At 73.1% G+C, this 18,304-nt stretch carries 13 protein-coding genes; 8 read left to right on the top strand and 5 right to left on the bottom strand.

Annotated elements, in window-relative coordinates; all coding sequences use genetic code 11:
* Nucleotides 1–2 precede the first annotated feature (2 nt).
* The gene (locus FB453_RS01070) at nucleotides 3–2,360 is read left to right on the top strand and encodes a transketolase-like TK C-terminal-containing protein (protein ID WP_145786848.1); all 2,358 of its coding nucleotides are present in this window, start codon (nucleotides 3–5) and stop codon (nucleotides 2,358–2,360) included.
* A gap of 49 nt (nucleotides 2,361–2,409) precedes the next feature.
* Here the strand turns inward: FB453_RS01070 and FB453_RS01065 are convergent, their stop codons facing one another.
* The 3 genes from FB453_RS01065 to FB453_RS01055 form a co-directional block, all read right to left on the bottom strand.
* Nucleotides 2,410–4,017, bottom strand: coding sequence for a metallophosphoesterase (locus FB453_RS01065; protein ID WP_145786845.1), 1,608 nt, complete (start codon nucleotides 4,015–4,017; stop codon nucleotides 2,410–2,412).
* Between the two features lie 60 nt (nucleotides 4,018–4,077).
* Nucleotides 4,078–5,250, bottom strand: coding sequence for a PQQ-dependent sugar dehydrogenase (locus FB453_RS01060; protein WP_112582486.1), 1,173 nt, complete (start codon nucleotides 5,248–5,250; stop codon nucleotides 4,078–4,080).
* A gap of 93 nt (nucleotides 5,251–5,343) precedes the next feature.
* Entirely contained in the window at nucleotides 5,344–7,161 is a 1,818-nt protein-coding gene (locus tag FB453_RS01055; protein WP_145786843.1) for a GAF domain-containing SpoIIE family protein phosphatase, read from the bottom strand.
* 184 nt (nucleotides 7,162–7,345) lie between these two features.
* On the opposite strand from FB453_RS01055, the gene FB453_RS01050 reads away from it, so the two are divergent.
* Nucleotides 7,346–8,272: a 2-hydroxyacid dehydrogenase gene (locus tag FB453_RS01050; protein WP_112604399.1), complete on the top strand. Its 927-nt coding sequence runs from the start codon at nucleotides 7,346–7,348 to the stop codon at nucleotides 8,270–8,272.
* On the opposite strand, the gene FB453_RS01045 is transcribed toward FB453_RS01050, so the two are convergent.
* Nucleotides 8,266–8,658 carry a PH domain-containing protein gene (locus FB453_RS01045; protein WP_145786841.1) on the bottom strand — a complete coding sequence of 131 codons (393 nt, stop codon included), beginning with the start codon at nucleotides 8,656–8,658 and terminating at the stop codon, nucleotides 8,266–8,268. The genes FB453_RS01050 and FB453_RS01045 overlap by 7 nt on opposite strands.
* 217 nt (nucleotides 8,659–8,875) lie before the next feature.
* Here FB453_RS01045 and FB453_RS01040 point away from each other — a divergent pair, with 217 nt between their 5' ends.
* On the top strand, nucleotides 8,876–11,242 hold the full coding sequence (locus FB453_RS01040; RefSeq protein WP_145786839.1) for a GGDEF domain-containing phosphodiesterase: 2,367 nt from the start codon (nucleotides 8,876–8,878) through the stop codon (nucleotides 11,240–11,242).
* 6 nt (nucleotides 11,243–11,248) lie between these two features.
* Here FB453_RS01040 and FB453_RS01035 read toward each other — a convergent pair whose 3' ends face one another.
* On the bottom strand, nucleotides 11,249–12,268 hold the full coding sequence (locus FB453_RS01035) for a LacI family DNA-binding transcriptional regulator (protein ID WP_145786837.1): 1,020 nt from the start codon (nucleotides 12,266–12,268) through the stop codon (nucleotides 11,249–11,251).
* A 113-nt stretch (nucleotides 12,269–12,381) separates the two neighbouring features.
* On the opposite strand from FB453_RS01035, the gene FB453_RS01030 reads away from it, so the two are divergent.
* The 5 genes from FB453_RS01030 (at nucleotide 12,382) to FB453_RS01010 (ending at nucleotide 18,272) form a co-directional block, all read left to right on the top strand.
* Nucleotides 12,382–14,823 carry a glycosyl hydrolase 2 galactose-binding domain-containing protein gene (locus FB453_RS01030; protein ID WP_145786835.1) on the top strand — a complete coding sequence of 814 codons (2,442 nt, stop codon included), beginning with the start codon at nucleotides 12,382–12,384 and terminating at the stop codon, nucleotides 14,821–14,823.
* Nucleotides 14,824–14,960: 137 nt separating this feature from the next.
* Nucleotides 14,961–15,299, top strand: a complete 339-nt coding sequence (locus tag FB453_RS01025; RefSeq protein WP_112604395.1) for an ArsR/SmtB family transcription factor — start codon at nucleotides 14,961–14,963, stop codon at nucleotides 15,297–15,299.
* Nucleotides 15,296–16,987: a SulP family inorganic anion transporter gene (locus FB453_RS01020; RefSeq protein ID WP_145786834.1), complete on the top strand. Its 1,692-nt coding sequence runs from the start codon at nucleotides 15,296–15,298 to the stop codon at nucleotides 16,985–16,987. Before FB453_RS01025 ends, FB453_RS01020 begins: the two co-directional genes overlap by 4 nt.
* A gap of 76 nt (nucleotides 16,988–17,063) precedes the next feature.
* Nucleotides 17,064–17,597, top strand: coding sequence for a hypothetical protein (locus tag FB453_RS01015; protein ID WP_145786833.1), 534 nt, complete (start codon nucleotides 17,064–17,066; stop codon nucleotides 17,595–17,597).
* Between the two features lie 138 nt (nucleotides 17,598–17,735).
* Nucleotides 17,736–18,272 carry a hypothetical protein gene (locus tag FB453_RS01010; RefSeq protein WP_145786832.1) on the top strand — a complete coding sequence of 179 codons (537 nt, stop codon included), beginning with the start codon at nucleotides 17,736–17,738 and terminating at the stop codon, nucleotides 18,270–18,272.
* Nucleotides 18,273–18,304 lie beyond the last annotated feature (32 nt).

The raw sequence follows: 18,304 nt of genomic DNA, 5'->3' as shown, positions 1-18,304 counted from the left end.
CCGTGACCGAGCACGACCTCGATGTCCTCGACGAGATCCAGCGGCGGGTGCTGTGGCTCGCCACCCGGATCGTGGACGCCGCCAACCATGACCGGGCCACCGGCGACGGTGTGAAGGTCGGCGGTCACCAGGCGTCCAGCGCCTCCCTGGTCACGGCGATGACCGCGCTCTGGTTCGCGCACCTGGACGCCGAGGACCGGGTCGCCGTGAAGCCGCACGCGTCGCCGGTGTTCCACGCCATCCAGTACCTGCTCGGCAACCTGGACCGTTCCTACCTGCCCCGGCTGCGGGCCCGTGGCGGCCTCCAGTCGTACCCGTCGCGCACCAAGGACCCGGACGATGTGGACTTCTCCACCGGCTCGGTTGGCCTGGGCGCGGCGGCGCCGCTCTTCGCCGCCGCCACCCGGCGGTACGTCGACGCGCACTTCGGGGCCCGCCCGCACTCCCGGTTCGTGGCGTTGATCGGCGACGCCGAGCTGGACGAGGGCAACATCTGGGAGGCGGTGGCCGACCCGGCGACCACCGGGCTGGGCAACGTCATGTGGCTCGTCGACTTCAACCGCCAGTCGCTGGACCGGGTGGTCCCCGGCATCCGGATCAACCAGTGGCGGGGCCAGTTCGAGGCGGCCGGCTGGCACGTCGTGGAGGTCAAGTACGGCCGCCGGCTCGCCGAGGCGTACGCCCGGCCGGGCGGCGAGGCGCTGCGCGACTGGATCGACGCGATGCCCAACGAGCAGTACCAGTCGCTGTTCGGGCTGGTCGGGCCGGCGCTGCGCAAGCAGTTCCTGGACGGCGCTCCGGCCGGCATCGCCGAGCTGATCGCCGACGTCTCCGACGAGGAGCTCGGCCCGCTCGTCACCGACCTGGGCGGGCACGACCTTCAGGCGATGCTGGACGCGTACGCCCAGTGTGACGCGGTCACCGACCGACCCAGCGTCGTCTTCGCGTACACAGTGAAGGGTTGGGGGTTGCCCATCGCCGGCAATCCGCGCAACCATTCCGCGCTGCTCAGCTCGGAGCAGGTCGACACGCTGCGCGCCGCGCAGGGGTTGACCGCCGAGACCGAGTGGGACCGCCTCGACCCGGCGTCACCCGCCGGGATCCAGGCCGGCGCCCGCCGGGAGGCGCTGTCCCGCGCGCCACGCGAGCGTGCGCTGGGGGTCACCGTCCCGGAAAGCACTGGAGTACGCGCCAACAAGCCGATATCCACGCAGGAGGTCTTCGGTCGGGTGCTGGTGGACCTGGCGCGGGACCGGGAGGTGGGCCGCTACCTGGTCACCACCGCCCCGGACGTGGCCACCTCCACCAACCTCGCCGGGTTCATCAACAAGACCGGGGTGTTCGCCCCCACGGAGCAGCGTTCCTGGACCGAGGACCGGATGCTGCGCTGGACGGAGAGCCCCGCTGGGCAGCACATCGAGCTGGGCATCTCGGAGATGAACCTGTTCCTGCTGCTCGGCCAGCTCGGGCTGTCCTGGGACCTGTCCGGGCAGCCGCTGCTGCCGGTGGGCACTGTCTACGACCCGTTCGTGCTGCGCGGCCTCGACGCGTTCCTGTACGGCACCTACTCCGGCTCGCGGTTCGTGGTGGCCGGCACCCCGTCCGGCATCACCCTCGCCCCCGAGGGCGGCGCCCACCAGTCCACGATCACCGCCTCGGTCGGCCTGGAGCTGCCCGGGGTGACCTTCATCGAGCCGGCGTACGCGGCCACCCTCGACTGGCTGCTCTGCGACGCGCTCGGTCAGATCGCCGGCGGGTCGGCCCCGGCCGCGACCGCCGCACCCGCCGAGGACGGCGCGTACTACTTCCGGTTGAGCACCCGACCGCTGGACCAGGCGCCGTTCGAGGCGGCGCGGGCGCGGCTCGGCGACGCGGTGCTGCGCCGGCAGGTCGTCGCCGGGGCGTACCGGCTGGTCGACGCCCACCAGGCGTACCCGCACCTGGTCGACGCCCCGGTGGTGCAGCTGGCCGCTTCCGGCGCGGTGCTGCCCGAGGTGCTGGCCGCCGCGGCGGAGCTGGCCGACGAGGGCATCGCCGCGCACGTGGTGGACGTGACCTCGCTGGACCGGCTCTACCGGGCCTGGCAGCGCACCCTTCGCCAGGGCGTACGGACGGCCACGGTGCCCAGCGTGCCGGGCGCGCTGCGGTCCGCGTTCGCCGATCGGGTGCCGGTGGTGACAGTGCACGACGCCGCGTCGCACGCGATGGCCTGGCTCGGTTCGGCGGTCGGCGCACCGGCGGTGCCGCTCGGCGTGGACGAGTTCGGCCAGTCCGGCAGCGTCGCCGAGCTGTACGAACTGCACGACCTGCTGCCCGGCAGCATCGTCAACGCCGCCCTGGCCGCCATCGCCCTCCGCTGACCCGTCGCCCGCCCGCCGGTCCGCTGGGCTGGCGGGCGTCGACGTCGGCTCAGCCGGTCGGCGTGGGCGTGGGTGTGGCGGGGACGCCGCCGCTCGGCGTGGGCGTGGGTGTGGCGGGGACGCCGGCGGCCGGGTTCTCCACCAGGCGTCGTTCCAGGTTGACCTGGGCCTGCCCGGTACCGCCGACGGTGATGGTGTCGTACGCCTGGAGCATCTTCTGCTGGTCGAAGTAGAGCACGCTCATCGACAGCGGGGTGGGCTTCTCACCCTCCAGGCCGCGCAGCCCGGCGCCGCCGGTGGAGCCCTCCACCATCAGCGTGGTGCGCTGCTGCCCGGGCGCCTGCGGCAGCTCGGAGACCTGCCGGGAATGGGTGTGCCCGGCCAGCACCAGCGGGCAGGTGCCGGCGAGCGGCCCAGCCGACGCCGGGTCGTGCACGAGCGCGATGTTGACCGGTCGCGGTGAGCTGCGGACCGTCGCGGCGAGCTGGTTGCCGGTCCCGATCACCTGGTCGGCCACCTGCTGGGTCAACCCGCTGCCGGCCGGGGAGGTGTTCTTGTCCGGGGTGAAGCGCGGGTCGCCGATGCCGGCGATGGTCAGCCCGGCGACCGTCGTGGTCGTGTTGTTCAACACGATCGCGTTCGGCTGACGGGCCACCGCGGCGGCGGTCTTGCCGGAGTCGTGGTTGCCCCGGATGAAGACGTACGGCTTCTTCAGCAGGCCGATCGAGGCGACGAAGGAGGCTTCCGGTTCGCTGCCCCAGTCGGTGATGTCCCCGGTGTCGATGACCACGTCGATGCCGAACTGCTCCACGACCGTCCGGATCAGCTGCCAGCCGGTCGGGTTGAGGTGCATGTCGGAGACGTGCAGCACCCGGGTGGTGCCCGGGGTCGGCTCCAACAGCGGAAGCGCCGAGACGGTGGTGTAGAGCTGGCTGACGTTGCCGACCAGGCGCTGCAACTGCTCCGCGTACTTGGTGTAGTCGTTGGCGATCCGGCGGGCGTCACCGACGATGGCCGGCGCGTTGACCAGCAGCCCCTCGTAGCGCGGTTCCTCGATGGCCTGCGGACGAAGGGTCGCCGCCGCCGTGCCGAGGCTGCTGGCGGTGACCAGCAGCGCCAGCCCACCCGCCCAGGCGGTGCGCCGGACGTCGCGGAAGATCAGCCCGGCCAGGATCAACGTGACAAGCACCGACGCGCCGAGGGTACGCAGGCCGAGCCGCATCACCCCGGACCGGACGTCCTCCACGGCGCTCTGGCTGGCCCGGCTGATGCTGGCCGGATCATCGATCAGCGCCTCGGTGCGCCCCTGGTCGAGGGCGCCCAGCCGGACGGTGAGATGCGTCGGCCCGTCGTGGCTGTCGAGCAGCAGCGCGCCGAGCGGCGGGATGTCGACGGTGGTGCCGCCGTCCCGGGCGGGGGAGATGCTGAGATTGGCCCGGAACGGGCCGATGTCGGTGCTCACCTGGCCACCGGCCAGCACCCCGAGCACCGCCCCCGCCAGGGCCACGGCGAGGACGGCGACGATCAGCCCGAGGCGGCGCAGCGGGCCGGCCGCGCCGACCCACCAACCCGTCGTCGGGCGCGGCTGATCGTCGCCGGTCACCGGGTCGTCCCGGTCATCGGCGTCGTCGTGCCCATCGTCGCGTTGCCCGTCCATGCTGAAAGTCTGACCTGCCCGTCGGAAGATCTTGGCAAACCTGAACGGATGGTGACGCAATCAGCTGCGTCCGCCGTCACCACCCGCGAAGACCACCCGCAGGAGCCGGTCATCGTCGCCCGCAGGGTCGCCCCGGCCGTCGTGGTTGGAGGTGCTGACCCAGAGCGACCCGTCCGGTGCCGCGGCCACCGCACGCAGCCGACCGTAGCGGTTGGTGAGCAGCTCACTGGGCTGACCGAGCAGGGTGCCGGTGTCGGTCAGCTCCATCACCCAGAGGCGCTTGCCGCGCAGACAGCCGGTGACCAGCAGCCGGTCCGTGGCGGCCAGACCGGAGCAGGACGCGTCCGACGTCGCCCACTGCGCGATCGGGTCGGTGAACCGCTTGTCGCCGGCCTGGCCCTCGACCTCCGGCCACCCGTAGTTGCCGCCCTTGGTGATCTGGTTGATCTCGTCCCAGGTGTTCTGGCCGAACTCGACGGCGTACATCCGCTTCGCGGCGTCCCAGGCGAGACCCTGGACGTTGCGGTGCCCCAGCGACCACACCGGGGAGTTGGGGTACGGATTGCCGGCGGCGGGCTTGCCGTCCGGGGTGATCCGGAGGATCTTGCCGCCGAGGCTCTTCACGTCCTGCGAGAGGGGGCGCTGACCGGCGTCGCCTGTGCTGACGTAGAGCTGCTTGTCTGGGCCGAAGCCGAGCCCACCACCGTTGTGCACATTGGCTTTGGGGATGCCGGTGAGGATCGGGGTGGGCTGCCCGCCGAGTTGCAGCCGGGCGACCCGGTTGTCCCGCTCGGCGGTGTAGTAGACGAACACCGTCCGGTCCCGGGCGTAGTCGGGGGAGACGGCGATGCCGAGCAGGCCACCCTCGCCCGCCGCCGCCACGTCGGGGATCGTCTGCACCGGGCGGACCCGCAGCCCGTCCGGCCCGGACTCGGGCCCGACCTGGAGGATCCGGCCGTTGTCCCGCTCGGTCACCAATGCGCCGCCGTCCGGCAGGAAGGCGATCGCCCACGGCACCCGCAGACCCTTGGCGAGCACTGTCGCCACCGCCTGCTGGCCGGCGCCGCCGGGGCTCGCCGACGCGGACGGGGTCGGCAGGTTGGGCGGTTCGCCGGCCGGGTCGGGCTCCGGCTCGCCGAAGCTGCAACCGGCGGTCAACAGCAGCGCCGCGCAGGACGCCGCGAGGGCCACCCGGAGGCGGTGGATGCGAGGGTACGGGGGACGGGCGTTCACCCGGCCCAGGGTAGCCCGCCGCGCGACCCGGCCGGGCCCGTCGAGATGCAACGGGTGCCGATGGACCCGCCCGGATGATCGCCAGTGGACCACTCACCGAGCCCGTACGGCCAGCAGCGCGGTGTCGTCCTCCCGGTGTCGGATCGAGGCGAGCAGCAGGTCGCACAGGTCGTCGAGGGGCAGCGTGTCGGTGCCGGTCAGCCGACCCACCAGCTCGGCCAACCCCTCGTCGATGGAGCGGTCCCGTCGTTCGATCAGCCCATCGGTGTAGAGCAGCAGGGTGTCGCCGGTGGCCAGGATGGTCGACTGGCTGCTCCGGGGCGACGGGCGGGCCAGGCCGAGCAGCGGCTCCGGCGTCGCCTCCAGGGTCTCCACCGCCCCGCCGACCCGGACCACCAGGGCCGGCGGGTGCCCGGCGTTGGACCAGGTCACCTCGTGCACACCGGCGCGCTGCGGACAGATCCGTACCAGCGTCGCGGTGGCGGCGATCGGCAGCCGCAGGCCACGGATGGCGCCGTCCAGGTTGCTCATCAGTGACCCGACCGCGTCCGGCCGGCCGAAGGCGTTGCCCCGCACCAGGTTGCGCAGCTGGCCCATGGTCGCCGCCGCCTCGATGTCGTGCCCGGCCACGTCTCCGATCGCCGCGATCACGTCGCCGTCGGGCTGCACGAAGGCGTCGTACCAGTCACCGCCCACCTCGACCCGGTCGGCCGCCGGCTGGTAGCGGGCCGCCAACTCCAGCTCCGCTACCACCGGCAGCCGGGGCAGCATGCTGTGTTGCAGGACCTCTGCCACGTGCCGTTGCTCGCCGTACATCGAGCTGTTGCCGACGGCCTGGCCGGCCCGACGGCCGATGTCGACAGCGGTGAGCAGGTCCCGGTCGTCGAACTGCTGACGTTGGCCGCCGTTGACGAGGGTGATCGCCCCCAGCACCGTGCCGCCGACGCCCCGCACCGGCACGCTCAGGTAGGAGGCGATGCCCAGCCGGGCGGCGATCGTCGCCATCTCCGGGTGCGTGGTGCCCCTCGTCACGTCGGCCAGGGACGCCACGCTGCCGAGCCGGGGCTGGCCGGTCCGCAGGACCGCCCGGACCATCGACTCCGGGCTCAGCCCGGTGCGCAGCAGATCGCCGAAGCGGTCGACGTCCGCCGCGCGGGCCGGGTCCCGGTGCACCGAGACCACCTCGCGGGGCAGGCCGGTCGGCCCGATCAGGGTGAGCAGGCACCAGTCGGCTAGCAGCGGCACCATGGTGGCGGCGAGCCGACGCAGCGCGGTGCCCACGTCCAGGGTGCCGGCCAACGTCTCACTCACCCCGGCCAGCAGTTCCAGCCGCCCGTGCGCCTGCACCACCCGCCGCCGGGCCTCCTGCGCGCCGTCGAGCGCGATCCGCAGCCGCAGCTCCGACGAGCAGGCGGCGGCCAGGTCGGCCAGGGTCCGCAGCTGCGCGGCCGTCCAGGCGCGGGGCTTGCTGTCGATGGCGCAGAGCGAACCGAGCACCCGGCCGGAGAGGTCGGTCAGCGGCATCCCGGCGTACGCGACCACGCCGAGATCGTCGATGGCCAGGTTGTCCCGGACGCGGGGGTAGAGCCGGGCGTCCGGCAGCACCATCGGCACCTCGATGTCCACCACGTGCTGACAGAACGAGTGGCTCAGCGGGGTCTGCCGACGCTCCGACCAGGGCTCCGGCAACCCGACCGCGCCGGGGAAGAACTGCCGGTCGGCGGCGACCAGGGAGACCAGCGCGACCGGCACGTCCAGCAGGTCACTGACCAGCCGGGCGAACCGGTCCAACGCCTCGTCCGGGGCGGCGTCGAGCCCGGTGTCGGCGAGCGCGCGCAGCCGCTCCGGGTCGCCGAGCACCGAAGGTGGCGCGATGGGACGCCGGGGCGAGGCGGGGGAGCCGTCGGTCATCGTGCACCTGTCTGCCGGGCGGAGGCGGACGGCCCTCCGACCCTTCCTTATACCTCGCGCGGGTCCGGGTTGAACCTCGGTGTGCTGAGTCTCGCCCGCCCCGGCCCCACGCGCCATCCCCCGGCACGCCGGTTCGCCGCCGTGCCTGCACCGGCAGCGGCGGCGGGGACTATCGTCGGCGGACGTGAAGGTATGGATTCCGCACCAGGCCGGCCTGAACCTCCTGGGTGATCTGCCCGCGGACGTGACAGTGGAGGTCTTCGAGCACACCGACCGGATGCCGTCCGAGGCGGCCGACGTCCGCTTCTGGGTGCCGCCGTTCCTGGGTGGCTCGGACGCGACGGCGGTGCTGCGGGAGCTGCCCGACCTGGCCGTGGTGCAGTTGCTCTCCGCCGGGGCGGACGCCTGGGCCGGCCGGACACCGCCGGCTGTGACGCTCTGCGATGCCCGGGGCGTGCACGACCCGTCCACCGCCGAGTGGGTCGTTACCGCGATCCTCACCCAGCTGCGGGCGTTCCCGGCGTTCGTCCGCGCGCAGGCCGAGCGGCGCTGGACGTTCGCGGAGAACACCCCGACCGACGAGCTGACCGGTAAGCGGGTGCTCATCATCGGCGCCGGCTCGATCGGTGCTGCGGTGCGCGACCGGCTCGCCCCGTTCGACGTCAGCTTCACCCTGGTCGCCAGGACGGCCCGCCCGGAGCAGGGGGTGCACGCCGTCGAGGAGCTACCCCGACTGCTGCCCGACGCGGACGTGGTGGTGGTGCTGGTGCCGCTCACCGACCAGACCCGTGGCCTGATCGACAAGGCGTTCCTGGCCGCGATGCCGGACGGGGCGCTGCTGGTCAACGCCGCCCGGGGCCCGGTGGCGCACACCGAGGCGCTCGTCGCCGAGCTGGGCACCGGTCGGATCTCGGCGGCGTTGGACGTCACCGACCCCGAGCCGCTGCCCGCCGACTCCCCGCTCTGGGTCATGCCGAACGTGCTGCTCACCCCGCACGTCGGCGGGTCGGTGCGCGGGTTGTTGCCACGGGCCTACCGGCTGGTGGGCGATCAGGTCCGCCGGTTCGCCGCCGGGCAACCGCTGATCAACACGGTGGTCGACGGCTACTGACCGGGGGTGTCCGCCGGAGCGTCCGGCAGCGGATGGCCGGTCGCCGCGACCAGTTGGGGCAGATCCGCCCCACGGACGGCCGGCAGGACGACCTGGCGGCCGTCGTCGAGCCGGGCCACCGCGCGCCCGCGCTGGTCGGTGGTCAGCTCGAGGACCTGGTCCCACTCGATGCGACGCTGCCCGACCAGCGCCCGGATGCGCAGCTCTCGCGCGTCGGCGTCGGTGCCGGCCCGCCAGGCCCACACCGCGACGGCGAGCGGGACGAGCAGCACCGGCAGCAGGTAGTTCCGGGCGTTGGCCAGCGGCAGGGCGCCGACGAAGGCGATGATCGCGGCCACCAGGATGGCTTGGTTGTACCGGAAGCGGACCGTGTCGGGCTTACTCACCCTCCGATGATCCCACTCCGGGTTGTTTCGGCTCGCGGCGGGCGGTGCCGGCAGCGTGCGGTACGCCGTACAGTGACACAGGTCGTTGTCTCCCCTGAGTGACCGGCAAGTAACCAATTCGGCCGTCCATCGTTGCCAATCGTGGGTAGCGGACTCGCAACGTCCGATGTCCCGCACCGCCGCACCGCCCCCGTGCCCCCTCACGAAGGCGACCGCCGTGCTCCTCGCGTACCCCTTCCGCGTCCTCGTCCCCCGCCGTGCGGCACCGGAGGCCGCCACGTCCGTGGCGGTGGCGCTGCTCCTCCTCGCCGGTTCCGTCGACCTGGTCCCGCCCTCGGTGGTGATCGCGCTGGCCGCCGGTGCCGGCGCCACGCTCGCCGGGCTGCGACTGTCCCGGCTGGCCTCCCGACGCGGCACCGATCCGACACCGCGTGCGGCGGGGGTGCTACTCGACGCGGCGGTGGTGGCGGCGGGTCTCACCGCCGTCGTGCTGCCCCTGGCCGGCATCGGGCACACCCTCGCCGTGCTGATCGGGTCGCTGGTCGTCGCGGCCCTCTCGACGGCCGGTCTGTACCGGCTCCCCGGCCGATCGCGGCCGGCGGCCCCGGTCCGGTTGCGGTGGCTGGTCGAGTCGACCGGCCCGGCCCTCGGTCTGGCCCTCGCCGGCTGGTTGCTGCTGCCCTCCGACGGCCTGCCGGTCAGGGTTCGGCTGGTCGCCGCGTTGACGCTCGGCGGGTTGGGCATGGCCGCGTTGAACGCATTCGCGGGGCCACGTCGGCGCTCGGGTGCGTCGCTCTGCCGGGGCGGCGTACTGCTCACAGTGGGCGGGCTGGTGCTGCTGGCCACGTTGCCGTCCGCGCCGGCTGGCCGGGTGGCCCTGCTGGCCGTACCCCCGTTGGTGTTCGGGATGTTGCTTGTCGCGGTCGGCGCGGCGGATGCGGCGGACGACAGGGAGTCGGTGGAGCCGGTGGCCGCGGCCTGGCCCCGATCGGTGCTCCCCGCGGCGGTGCTGCTGCTGGCATCGGGCCTGCACCTGGGAGCCGGCCGCGCACCGGATCGGACGAGCGTGCTGTTGGCCCTGGCGGCGGTGCCGCCCCTGGTGCTGCGCGAGCTGCTGCGCGCCGGTGACGCGTCCACGTCCGTTCGGCGGGCCGCTCATCGGCGACCGGCCGGCCGTTCGCTGCGGCACCGCCGTGCGGCCCCGGGCCGCTGGCCAGGCACGCCGGAGCCGCCGCCCGAGCGGGCCCTCGGCGTCCCGGAGGGCGCGGCGACCGCGATGGGTGCCGGCGCGACGTGGTCGCCCGATCACAGTTCCGCGTGGTCGGGGCTCAACCAGCGACCCGCGGCGGCGAGCCCCGACGACCGGGCCGCCCTGCTGGACGCCCTGGCCGCGATCGGCGACGTTCCGGCGCCGGCCGGCGCGCTGCTGCTGGTGGATTTGCACGGCACCGAGGGGTTCGGCCCGACGGCCCGGGAGGACGTGCTGGCCGAGGCGGTGCACCGCGCTCGCGCGGTCGTCGCCCCCGACGATCTGGTCACCGGGTGCACGGGTACCGGCTTCGCGGTGGTCACCGCCGCCGGGCCGGTGCTGGCGTACGCGCTGGGCACCCGACTGTTGAGCGCGCTCAGCCCGCCCTACCGGCTGGCCGGTGCGATGCTGCGCGTGCAGACGAGCATCGGGTTGGCCGAGGTGAGCGGCGCCGGGCCGGCGGACGTGCTCCGGCAGGCCGAGCTGGCGAGACGACGGGCCGTGCAGCTGGGCCGGGACCGGGTGGAGTGGTACGACGCGTTCCTGGAGGAACAGCTGGTGCGCCGGCTCGACCTGGAGCGCGAGCTGCCCGGTGCCGTGGCGCGCGGCGAGCTGGACCTCGTCTACCAGCCGGTGGTCGACCTGGCCGACGGGCAGCCGGTGGGCGCGGAGGCGCTGCTGCGGTGGCGCAGCCCGGTGCTCGGCACTGTGCTCCCGGCCGAGTTGCTGCCGGTCGCCGAGGACCTGGACCTGGTCGGCGAGTTGGAGTGGTGGGTGCTGGACCGGGCCTGCCGGCAGTTGTCCGACTGGTCGGTGGGTGTCCGGGAGCTGTGGATGGCGGTCAACGTCACCACCCGGGAGCTGACCACTCCCGACTTCGTCCAGCGGCTCGCGGCCGTGCTGGCCGCGTACGGGGTGCCACCGGAGCGGCTGGTGGTGGAGGTGAGCGAGCCGAGGGTCGCCGGTGATCTGTCGACGGTGGTGGCTCGGCTGGCCGGGCTCCGGTCGTTGGGCGTACGCACCGCGTTGGACGACTTCCGGGCCGAGCACGCCTCGCTGGCCCAGCTTCGCCGCCTGCCGATCGACCTGCTCAAGGTGGGCCCGGAGTTGGTGGGCGCACGGCCGGACGGGCAACCGCCGCTGATCGACGTGGTGGTCAACGTGGGCGAGCGGCTGGGCGTCGAGATCGTCGCCGAGGAGTTGGAGTCGTCGACCCAGGTCGAGGGGGCGCGCCGGGGTGGCTGCCGGTACGGGCAGGGGTTCGCGCTGGCCCGGCCGGCGACGGCCGAGCGGGTCGAGGCGTACTTCGAGGAGTTTCCCTCAGCATCTCGCTGAACCGGTTCATCTCCCCCGGGGCGGTGCGGTGCTGCCGCGCGGCGTGAGGTGAGGCGTCTCGTCCTGCACCCGCCCGGCCGGTTGCCCGGCGACGACGGCGAGCAGTTGCCGGGCGGCGTGCGCGCCGTACGCCGGGATGTCCCGGCCCAGCGCGGTCAGCGGCGGGTGCACCAGCCGGCACAGCGGCGAGTCGTCCCAGGCCACGATGGACAGATCGCCGGGCACGGTCAGGCCCATCTCCTGGGCGACGGAGAGCCCGGCGATGGCCATCACGTCGTTGTCGTAGATGACCGCTGTGGGCCGGCCGGCCGAACTGAGCAACCGGCGGGTGGCCCGGCCGCCCTCCTCGCCGGTGTAGTCGGACCAGACGGTGACCGCGTCGACCAGGCCGAGCCGCTGGCAGACCGCCGCGAAGGCCTCGGTGCGGATCTCGGTGTGCCGTAGGTCGGGCAGGCCGGCGACCCGCGCGATCCGCCGATGCCCGAGCGCGGCCAGGTACTCCACCGTCTCGGTCAGCGCGGCGGCGTCGTCGGACCAGACACTCGCCAGCTCGCCGGTGCCGCCGGGGCCGCCGATCACCACCGCCGGCAGTTGCAGCTGTTCGAGTGCCGGGATGCGACGGTCGTCGGTGCGCAGGTCGCAGACGAGCACCCCGTCCACCCGTCGTTCGCCCCACCAGCGCCGGTAGACAGCGATCTCGGCGTCCGGGTCGGCCACCACCTGGAGGGTCAGCGCGTACGAGCGGGCGGAGAGCTCGGCCTCGACGCCACTGATCAGCGCCATGAAGAACGGCTCGACGCCAAGGGTTCGCGCCGGTCGGCACAGGGCCAGGCCGATCGCCCCGGCGGTGGCGGCCGAGAGGGCGCGGGCGGCGCTGCTGCGGCTGAAACCGATCTCCGTGGCGATGGCCAGGATGCGCTGCCGGGTGGCCTCGGAGACGCCGGGCTGCCCGTTCAGCGCGTACGACACGGCGCCCTTGGACACCCCGGCGCGTTGGGCGACATCGGCGATGGTCGGCCGCTTCACCGGCGTGCTCCTTCGCTCTCTGGCCGTTGACAGCCCGGATTCCGGACCGTACCGTAGCTCAGCTTATCCGGTTCAGTACGGCATCTTTCGATGCGGGAAGGTGCGGTGAAATCGTGAGCCGACAGGCACTCTACGACGGTTGGACAGTGCGAGCGGCCCCCGGAGCACAGGTGCCCGAGGAGGTCGCCGGCCGGTCCGTACCGGCGACAGTGCCGGGCTGCGTGCACACCGATCTGCTTGACGCCGGGTTGATCCCCGACCCCTACCTCGACGACAACGAGCGGGCGGTGGCCTGGATCGGGCGCACCGACTGGGTCTACCAGTCCACCTTCGTCCACCGGGCGGGCGACGACGAGCGCGTCGACCTGGTCTGCGCCGGCCTGGACACCGTCGCCACGCTCACCCTCAACGGTGTGGAGGTCGGCCGCACCGCGAACATGCACCGCGGCTACCGGTTCGACGTCCGACCGCTGCTGCGCGACGGGGACAACGACCTGGTGGTCACGTTCGACTCCGCGTACCGCTACGCCGAGGCGCAGCAGGAACGGCTCGGCGACCGGCCGAACGCCTACCCGGAGCCGTTCCACTTCATCCGCAAGATGGCCTGCAACTTCGGCTGGGACTGGGGGCCGACACTGGTCACCGCCGGCATCTGGCAGGAGATCAGCCTGCACGCCTGGTCGACCGCCCGACTGGCCACCGTCCGTCCACTGGTCACCATGGACGGTCGCGACGGCCGGGTCGAGGTGCACGTCGAGGTCGAGCGGGTCGCGGACGTCCCGCTGACCGTCCGCGCCGCCGTGGCCGGCGCCCGCGCCGAGGTGGTCGTCCCGGCCGGGCAGCGCACGGCCGTGCTGACCCTCAACGTCCGCGAACCCGCGCTGTGGTGGCCCCGGGGGTACGGCGAGCAGGCCCGCCACCCGATCGAGGTGACAGTGCACGCGCCGGGCGGCGACACCCTGGACAGCTGGTCGCACCGGATCGGCTTCCGCTCGGTACGGCTGGACACCACACCCGACGAGCACGGCACCCCGTTCGCGTTGTCGGTCAACGACGTCCCGGTCTTCGTCCGCGGGGTCAACTGGATCCCGGACGACGTGTTCCCCACCCGGATCACCCGGGCCCGGCTGGCCGAGCGCTTCGACCAGGCTGTCGCGGCCAACGTCAACCTGCTGCGGGTCTGGGGCGGCGGTCGGTACGAGTCGGCGGACTTCTACGACCTCGCCGACGAGCGCGGTCTCCTCGTCCAGCAGGACTTCCTCTTCGCCTGCGCCGCGTACCCGGAGGAGGAACCGTTCGGCACCGAGGTGGCCGCCGAGGCCGCCGAGCAGGTGACCCGGCTGGCGCCGTACCCGTCGCTGGTGCTCTGGACCGGCAACAACGAGAACATTTGGGGGTGGCACGACTGGGACTGGCAGCAGGCCCTCGCCGGGCGCACCTGGGGGCGCGGCTACTACCTCGACGTGCTGCCCCGGATCGTCGGCGAGCTGGACCCGACCCGCCCGTACTGGCCGGGCAGCCCCTGGTCGGGCACGGAGTCGATCCACCCCAATGACCCGGCGCACGGCACCACCCACATCTGGGACGTGTGGAACACCGACGACTACACCAGGTACCGGGAGTACGTGCCGCGCTTCGTGGCCGAGTTCGGCTACCAGGCCCCACCGGCGTACGCCACGCTGCGCCGGGCGTTGAGCGACGAACCCCTGGCCCACGACTCACCGGGCATGGCGCATCACCAGAAGGCGGCCGGCGGTGACGCCAAGCTCCAGCGGGGCCTCGACGCGCACCTGCCCGCCCCGGCGGACTTCGACGACTGGCACTACCTGACGCAGCTCAACCAGGCCCGGGCGATCCAGCTGGGCGTGGAGCACTTCCGCTCCCACCGGGACGTCTGCGCGGGCACCATCGTCTGGCAGCTCAACGACTGCTGGCCGGTGACCTCCTGGTCGGCAGTCGACGGCGACGGCCGCCGCAAACCCCTGTGGTACGCGCTGCGCCACGCCTACGCCGACCGGCTGCTCACCGTGCAACCCCGCGACGGCGGCCTGGCCCTGGTCGCGGTCAACGAGACCGCCGAGGCATGGACCGCGACGGCAGCGGTCACCCGGTTCACCCTCACCGGGGAGCCGAGGGCGAAGACCTCGGTCGACCTCGACGTCCCGGCGTACTCCTCGGTGGTGCTGGCGCTGCCGACGGACCTGGCACGGCCGGAGGATGCCCGGCGCGAGTTGCTGGTCGCGGAGGCCGGTGGCACCGCGGAGCGCGCCCTGTGGTTCTTCGCCGAGGACCGGGAGGTGGACTGGCCGGCGGCGGCCTGGGACGCGACGGTCGAGCCGGTCGACGGCGGGCAGCGGGTCCGGGTCACGGCCCGCACGGTGCTGCGCGACCTGACGCTCTTCCCGGACCGCCTCGATGCCTCGGCGGAGGTGGACAAAGCCCTGGTCACCCTCCTGCCGGGCGAGTCGGCAACCTTCACCGTGCGCGTCGACGCCGCGCTGGACCCGGCGGCGCTGACCAGCCGTCCGGTGCTGCGCTGCGTCAACGACATCTGAGCGGGCGGGCCCTTTCGCCACACCCTTGTCGGCGGAGGGGCCCTCATTGACGACGTGCGGACCACTGCGCCGAGCCGGCCAATGATTGAAGACTTCTTCAAGTGCTAAAGTCTTCGCATCGATCGGGAGAGGTGCTCATGTCGGTCCCGCTGTACCAGGCGAAGGCGGAACTCTTCCGCACCCTCGGGCACCCGGTGCGCATCCGGGTCCTGGAACTGCTCCAGGACGGCCCGAAGCCGGTCCGCGACCTGCTCGCCGTCATCGAGGTCGAGGCCTCCAACCTCTCCCAGCAACTCGCCGTGCTGCGCCGCGCTGGGATGGTCACCTCACACCGCGACGGCCCCCTCGTCATGTACGCGCTCAGCACCCCGGACGTGGCCGACCTGCTGGCCGCCGGGCGCCGGATCCTCGGCGCGGTCCTCACCGACCGGGACGGCCTCCTCGGGGAGCTGCGCGCCACCGGCGCGGACAGGTGAGCGGCGCCATCCCGGTGGTCCGAGAGCGGCTCCTCGGGCTGCTGCCCGGCCGGGCCGACTGGGCGGCGGTCCACCGCTCGCCGCGCCGGGACCTGCTGGCCGGGCTCACCGTGGCGGTGGTGGCACTGCCGTTGGCCCTGGCGTTCGGCGTCACCTCCGGGCTGGGCGCCCAGGCCGGGTTGATCACCGCCGTGATCGCCGGTGCGGTGGCCGCTGTCTTCGGGGGCTCCAACCTCCAGGTCTCCGGGCCGACCGGGGCGATGACCGTGGTGCTGGTGCCGGTGGTGCAGCAGTTCGGAGCCACCGGCGTGCTCATGGTCGGGGCGATGGCTGGCCTGGTGCTGATCGCGCTCGCCGTGGCCCGCCTGGGGCGGTACGTCCGCTACCTGCCCACCCCGGTGCTGGAGGGTTTCACCGCCGGCATCGCCGTGGTCATCGCGCTGCAACAGGTGCCCGCCGCTCTCGGCGTCAGCGACGCGCACGGGGAAAAGGTCTGGGCCGTCGCCTTCGACGCGGTCGCCCGTTTCGTCGTACACCCGCGGCCGGCCGCGCTCGCGGTGGCCCTCGCCGTCGCGGCACTGATGCTGCTGGGTGCCCGGTGGCGACCCGGCCTGCCGTTCTCGCTGCTCGGCGTGGGGGCCGCCACCGTCCTCGCCGAGGTCATCCCGGTCGACCTGGTCCGGATCGGCGCGCTGCCGCAGGGCCTGCCCGCGCCCTCGCTCAGCTTCCTCGACCTCGGCGCACTGGGCGTGCTGCTTCCCAGCGCCCTCGCCGTCGCCGCGCTCGCCGCCCTGGAGAGCCTGCTCTCCGCCACCGTCGCCGATGGCATGACCGTCGGCGAGCGGCACGACCCGGACCGGGAGCTGTTCGGTCAGGGGATGGCCAACCTCGCCGCCCCCCTCTTCGGCGGCATCCCGGCGACCGCCGCCATCGCCCGGACCGCTGTCAACGTCCGCGCCGGGGCGGCGTCGAAGTTGGCTGCCCTCACCCACGCCGTCGCCCTCGCGGCGATCGTGCTGGCCGCCGCGCCGTTGGTCGGCCGGATCCCGCTCGCCGCCCTGGCCGGGGTGCTGCTGGCCACCACCGTCCGCATGGTGGAGGCCGGCTCGCTGTGGGCGCTGGCCAGGGCCACCCGGGGTGACGCGGTCGTTCTGGTGCTCACCTTCGCCGTCACCGTGATCTGGGACCTCGTCACCGCCGTCGCGGTCGGCGTCGGCGTCGCCGTGCTGCTCGCCCTGCGTGCGGTGGCCCGCAGCGCCCGGCTGGAACAGGTGCCCCTCGACCCAGGCGAACACAGCGCCGAGGAGTACGCGCTGCTCACCGAACACATCGTCGCGTACCGGCTGGACGGGCCGCTCTTCTTCGCTGCGGCCCACACCTTCCTCCTCGAACTCTCCGAGGTCACCGACGTCCGGGTCGTCATCCTGCGGATGTCCCGGGTGACCACCATGGACGCCACCGGTGCGCATGTCCTCGGCGATGCGATCCGGCGCCTACGCGGACGCGGGATCACCGTCCTGCTCTCCGGCATCACCCCCGCACACGACCAGGTCCTCGCCACCCTCGGAGTCGCTGACGACCTACGCCGCGAGGGGCTGGTCTTCCCGGACACCCCGGCCGCGATCCGGTACGCCCGCGCGGTCGCGCTCTCCACGGTGGGCCACCCGATGGTCGTACCTGTCGACTGAGCGGTAGGGCCGCCCGCTGTCGCCTTCCGGATAGCAGGGTCTTCACCGAGACGGTGCGACCGGTTCAATGACAGGCATGCGGGGACTCAACGGCGCGGCGGCGGCGAAGGTACTCATCCTGGCCGCCATTCCCATCGGTGGTGTCGGCTTCTTCGTCGCCGGGCCGTGGGCGGTCGCCGCGATCGTCGCCAACCTCCTCCTGCTCGCTGGCGGCGGCGCCCTGTGGTGGCTGGACGTCCACCTGACACCCCGCTGGCTCCGCTTCAACCGCAGCGAAAAGCCCGGCACTCGGACGCTTGACCGCACTATCACCACCCCCACCCCTGATGACCGCGGTAACGAGCCACCGGTCTTCGAACAGCGTCGCCGGCACCGGCTGATGTTGTCGGCGACCAGCCGGGTACGGCGCTCCGGCGGGCGCCGGCACACGGCGGGCGAGCCGTCGCGTGACGCTGATCGGTTGACCATCGTGGCGGACACCGTGACCCGGATTCAGCATCTGATTGATACGGGGCAGCAGCGATCTCGGCGTGAGCAGTTGTGGTGGCTGGTCGCTGGGCTGGCCGCATCGATCCCGATCGGCGTGGCCATCAACCTCGTCACCGGATGAGGGGCGTGAGCGACCGCAACCCCACGCTGTCATCGAGCACGTCTGTCAGGGCAGTATTACCGCGTCGTGGCCGGCGTTAACAGCGCCGCCGACAACGGCGAAGTCCGACGCCGAATCAGCGGTATCGCGGGGAGCGCAATGATCACCGAACATGTCCGGGACGCGGCGGCGACGGCGTTCGTTTTCGGCTTCTTCGCCACCAGCTGGTTCGGTTGGGCGCAGGAGGCGCCCCCGAAGCCGTGGCGGCCGGTGCTCATCGCCGGTTCGGTTCTTTCCCTGCTCACGGCTGCCGCCGGGGCCTTGCTCGCCTGGCGTCACTGGTCGGACGGTACGGCGTTCGACGCCGACACCAGCCCCACCTTCGGCATCGTCGTCGGCATCGAGTTCGGCGTCGCCGCGGTCGGTGCGGGGGTGCTCGCTCTGCTGCGGCGTAATGAGCTGGCAGCCCCCTGGGTCGCCCTCGTTGTGGGCGTGCACCTCTTCCCGGTTGCGGCGCTGATCGACTACCCGTTGATCTACTTGGTCGCCGTACTCGTCACCGTGGTGGCCGTCGCGGGGGTGCCGGTGGCCCGGGCCCGCGCCGTGGCGGTGAGCGCGGTGATCGGGCTCGGCACCGGCGGTGTGCTCCTGGTCGCCGCGGTGTCCTCGCTGCTCATCGCCCTGTTGGGCTACTGAGGCCGGTCGCCGCCAAACCGGGGTGACATCGC

This window comes from Micromonospora sp. CNZ322 (genome assembly GCF_007827755.1).
This window is presented reverse-complemented; position numbering and strand designations above follow the sequence as displayed.

What these genes read in the sequence shown, in the direction of transcription:
- FB453_RS01055 (WP_145786843.1), bottom strand. Translation starts at nt 7,161, where the DNA reads ATGACCGACGGCTCCCCCGCCTCGCCCCGGCGTCCCATCGCGCCACCT.
- FB453_RS01025 (WP_112604395.1), top strand. Translation starts at nt 14,961, where the DNA reads ATGTCGGTCCCGCTGTACCAGGCGAAGGCGGAACTCTTCCGCACCCTC.
- FB453_RS01015 (WP_145786833.1), top strand. Translation starts at nt 17,064, where the DNA reads ATGCGGGGACTCAACGGCGCGGCGGCGGCGAAGGTACTCATCCTGGCC.
- FB453_RS01065 (WP_145786845.1), bottom strand. Translation starts at nt 4,017, where the DNA reads ATGGACGGGCAACGCGACGATGGGCACGACGACGCCGATGACCGGGAC.
- FB453_RS01010 (WP_145786832.1), top strand. Translation starts at nt 17,736, where the DNA reads ATGATCACCGAACATGTCCGGGACGCGGCGGCGACGGCGTTCGTTTTC.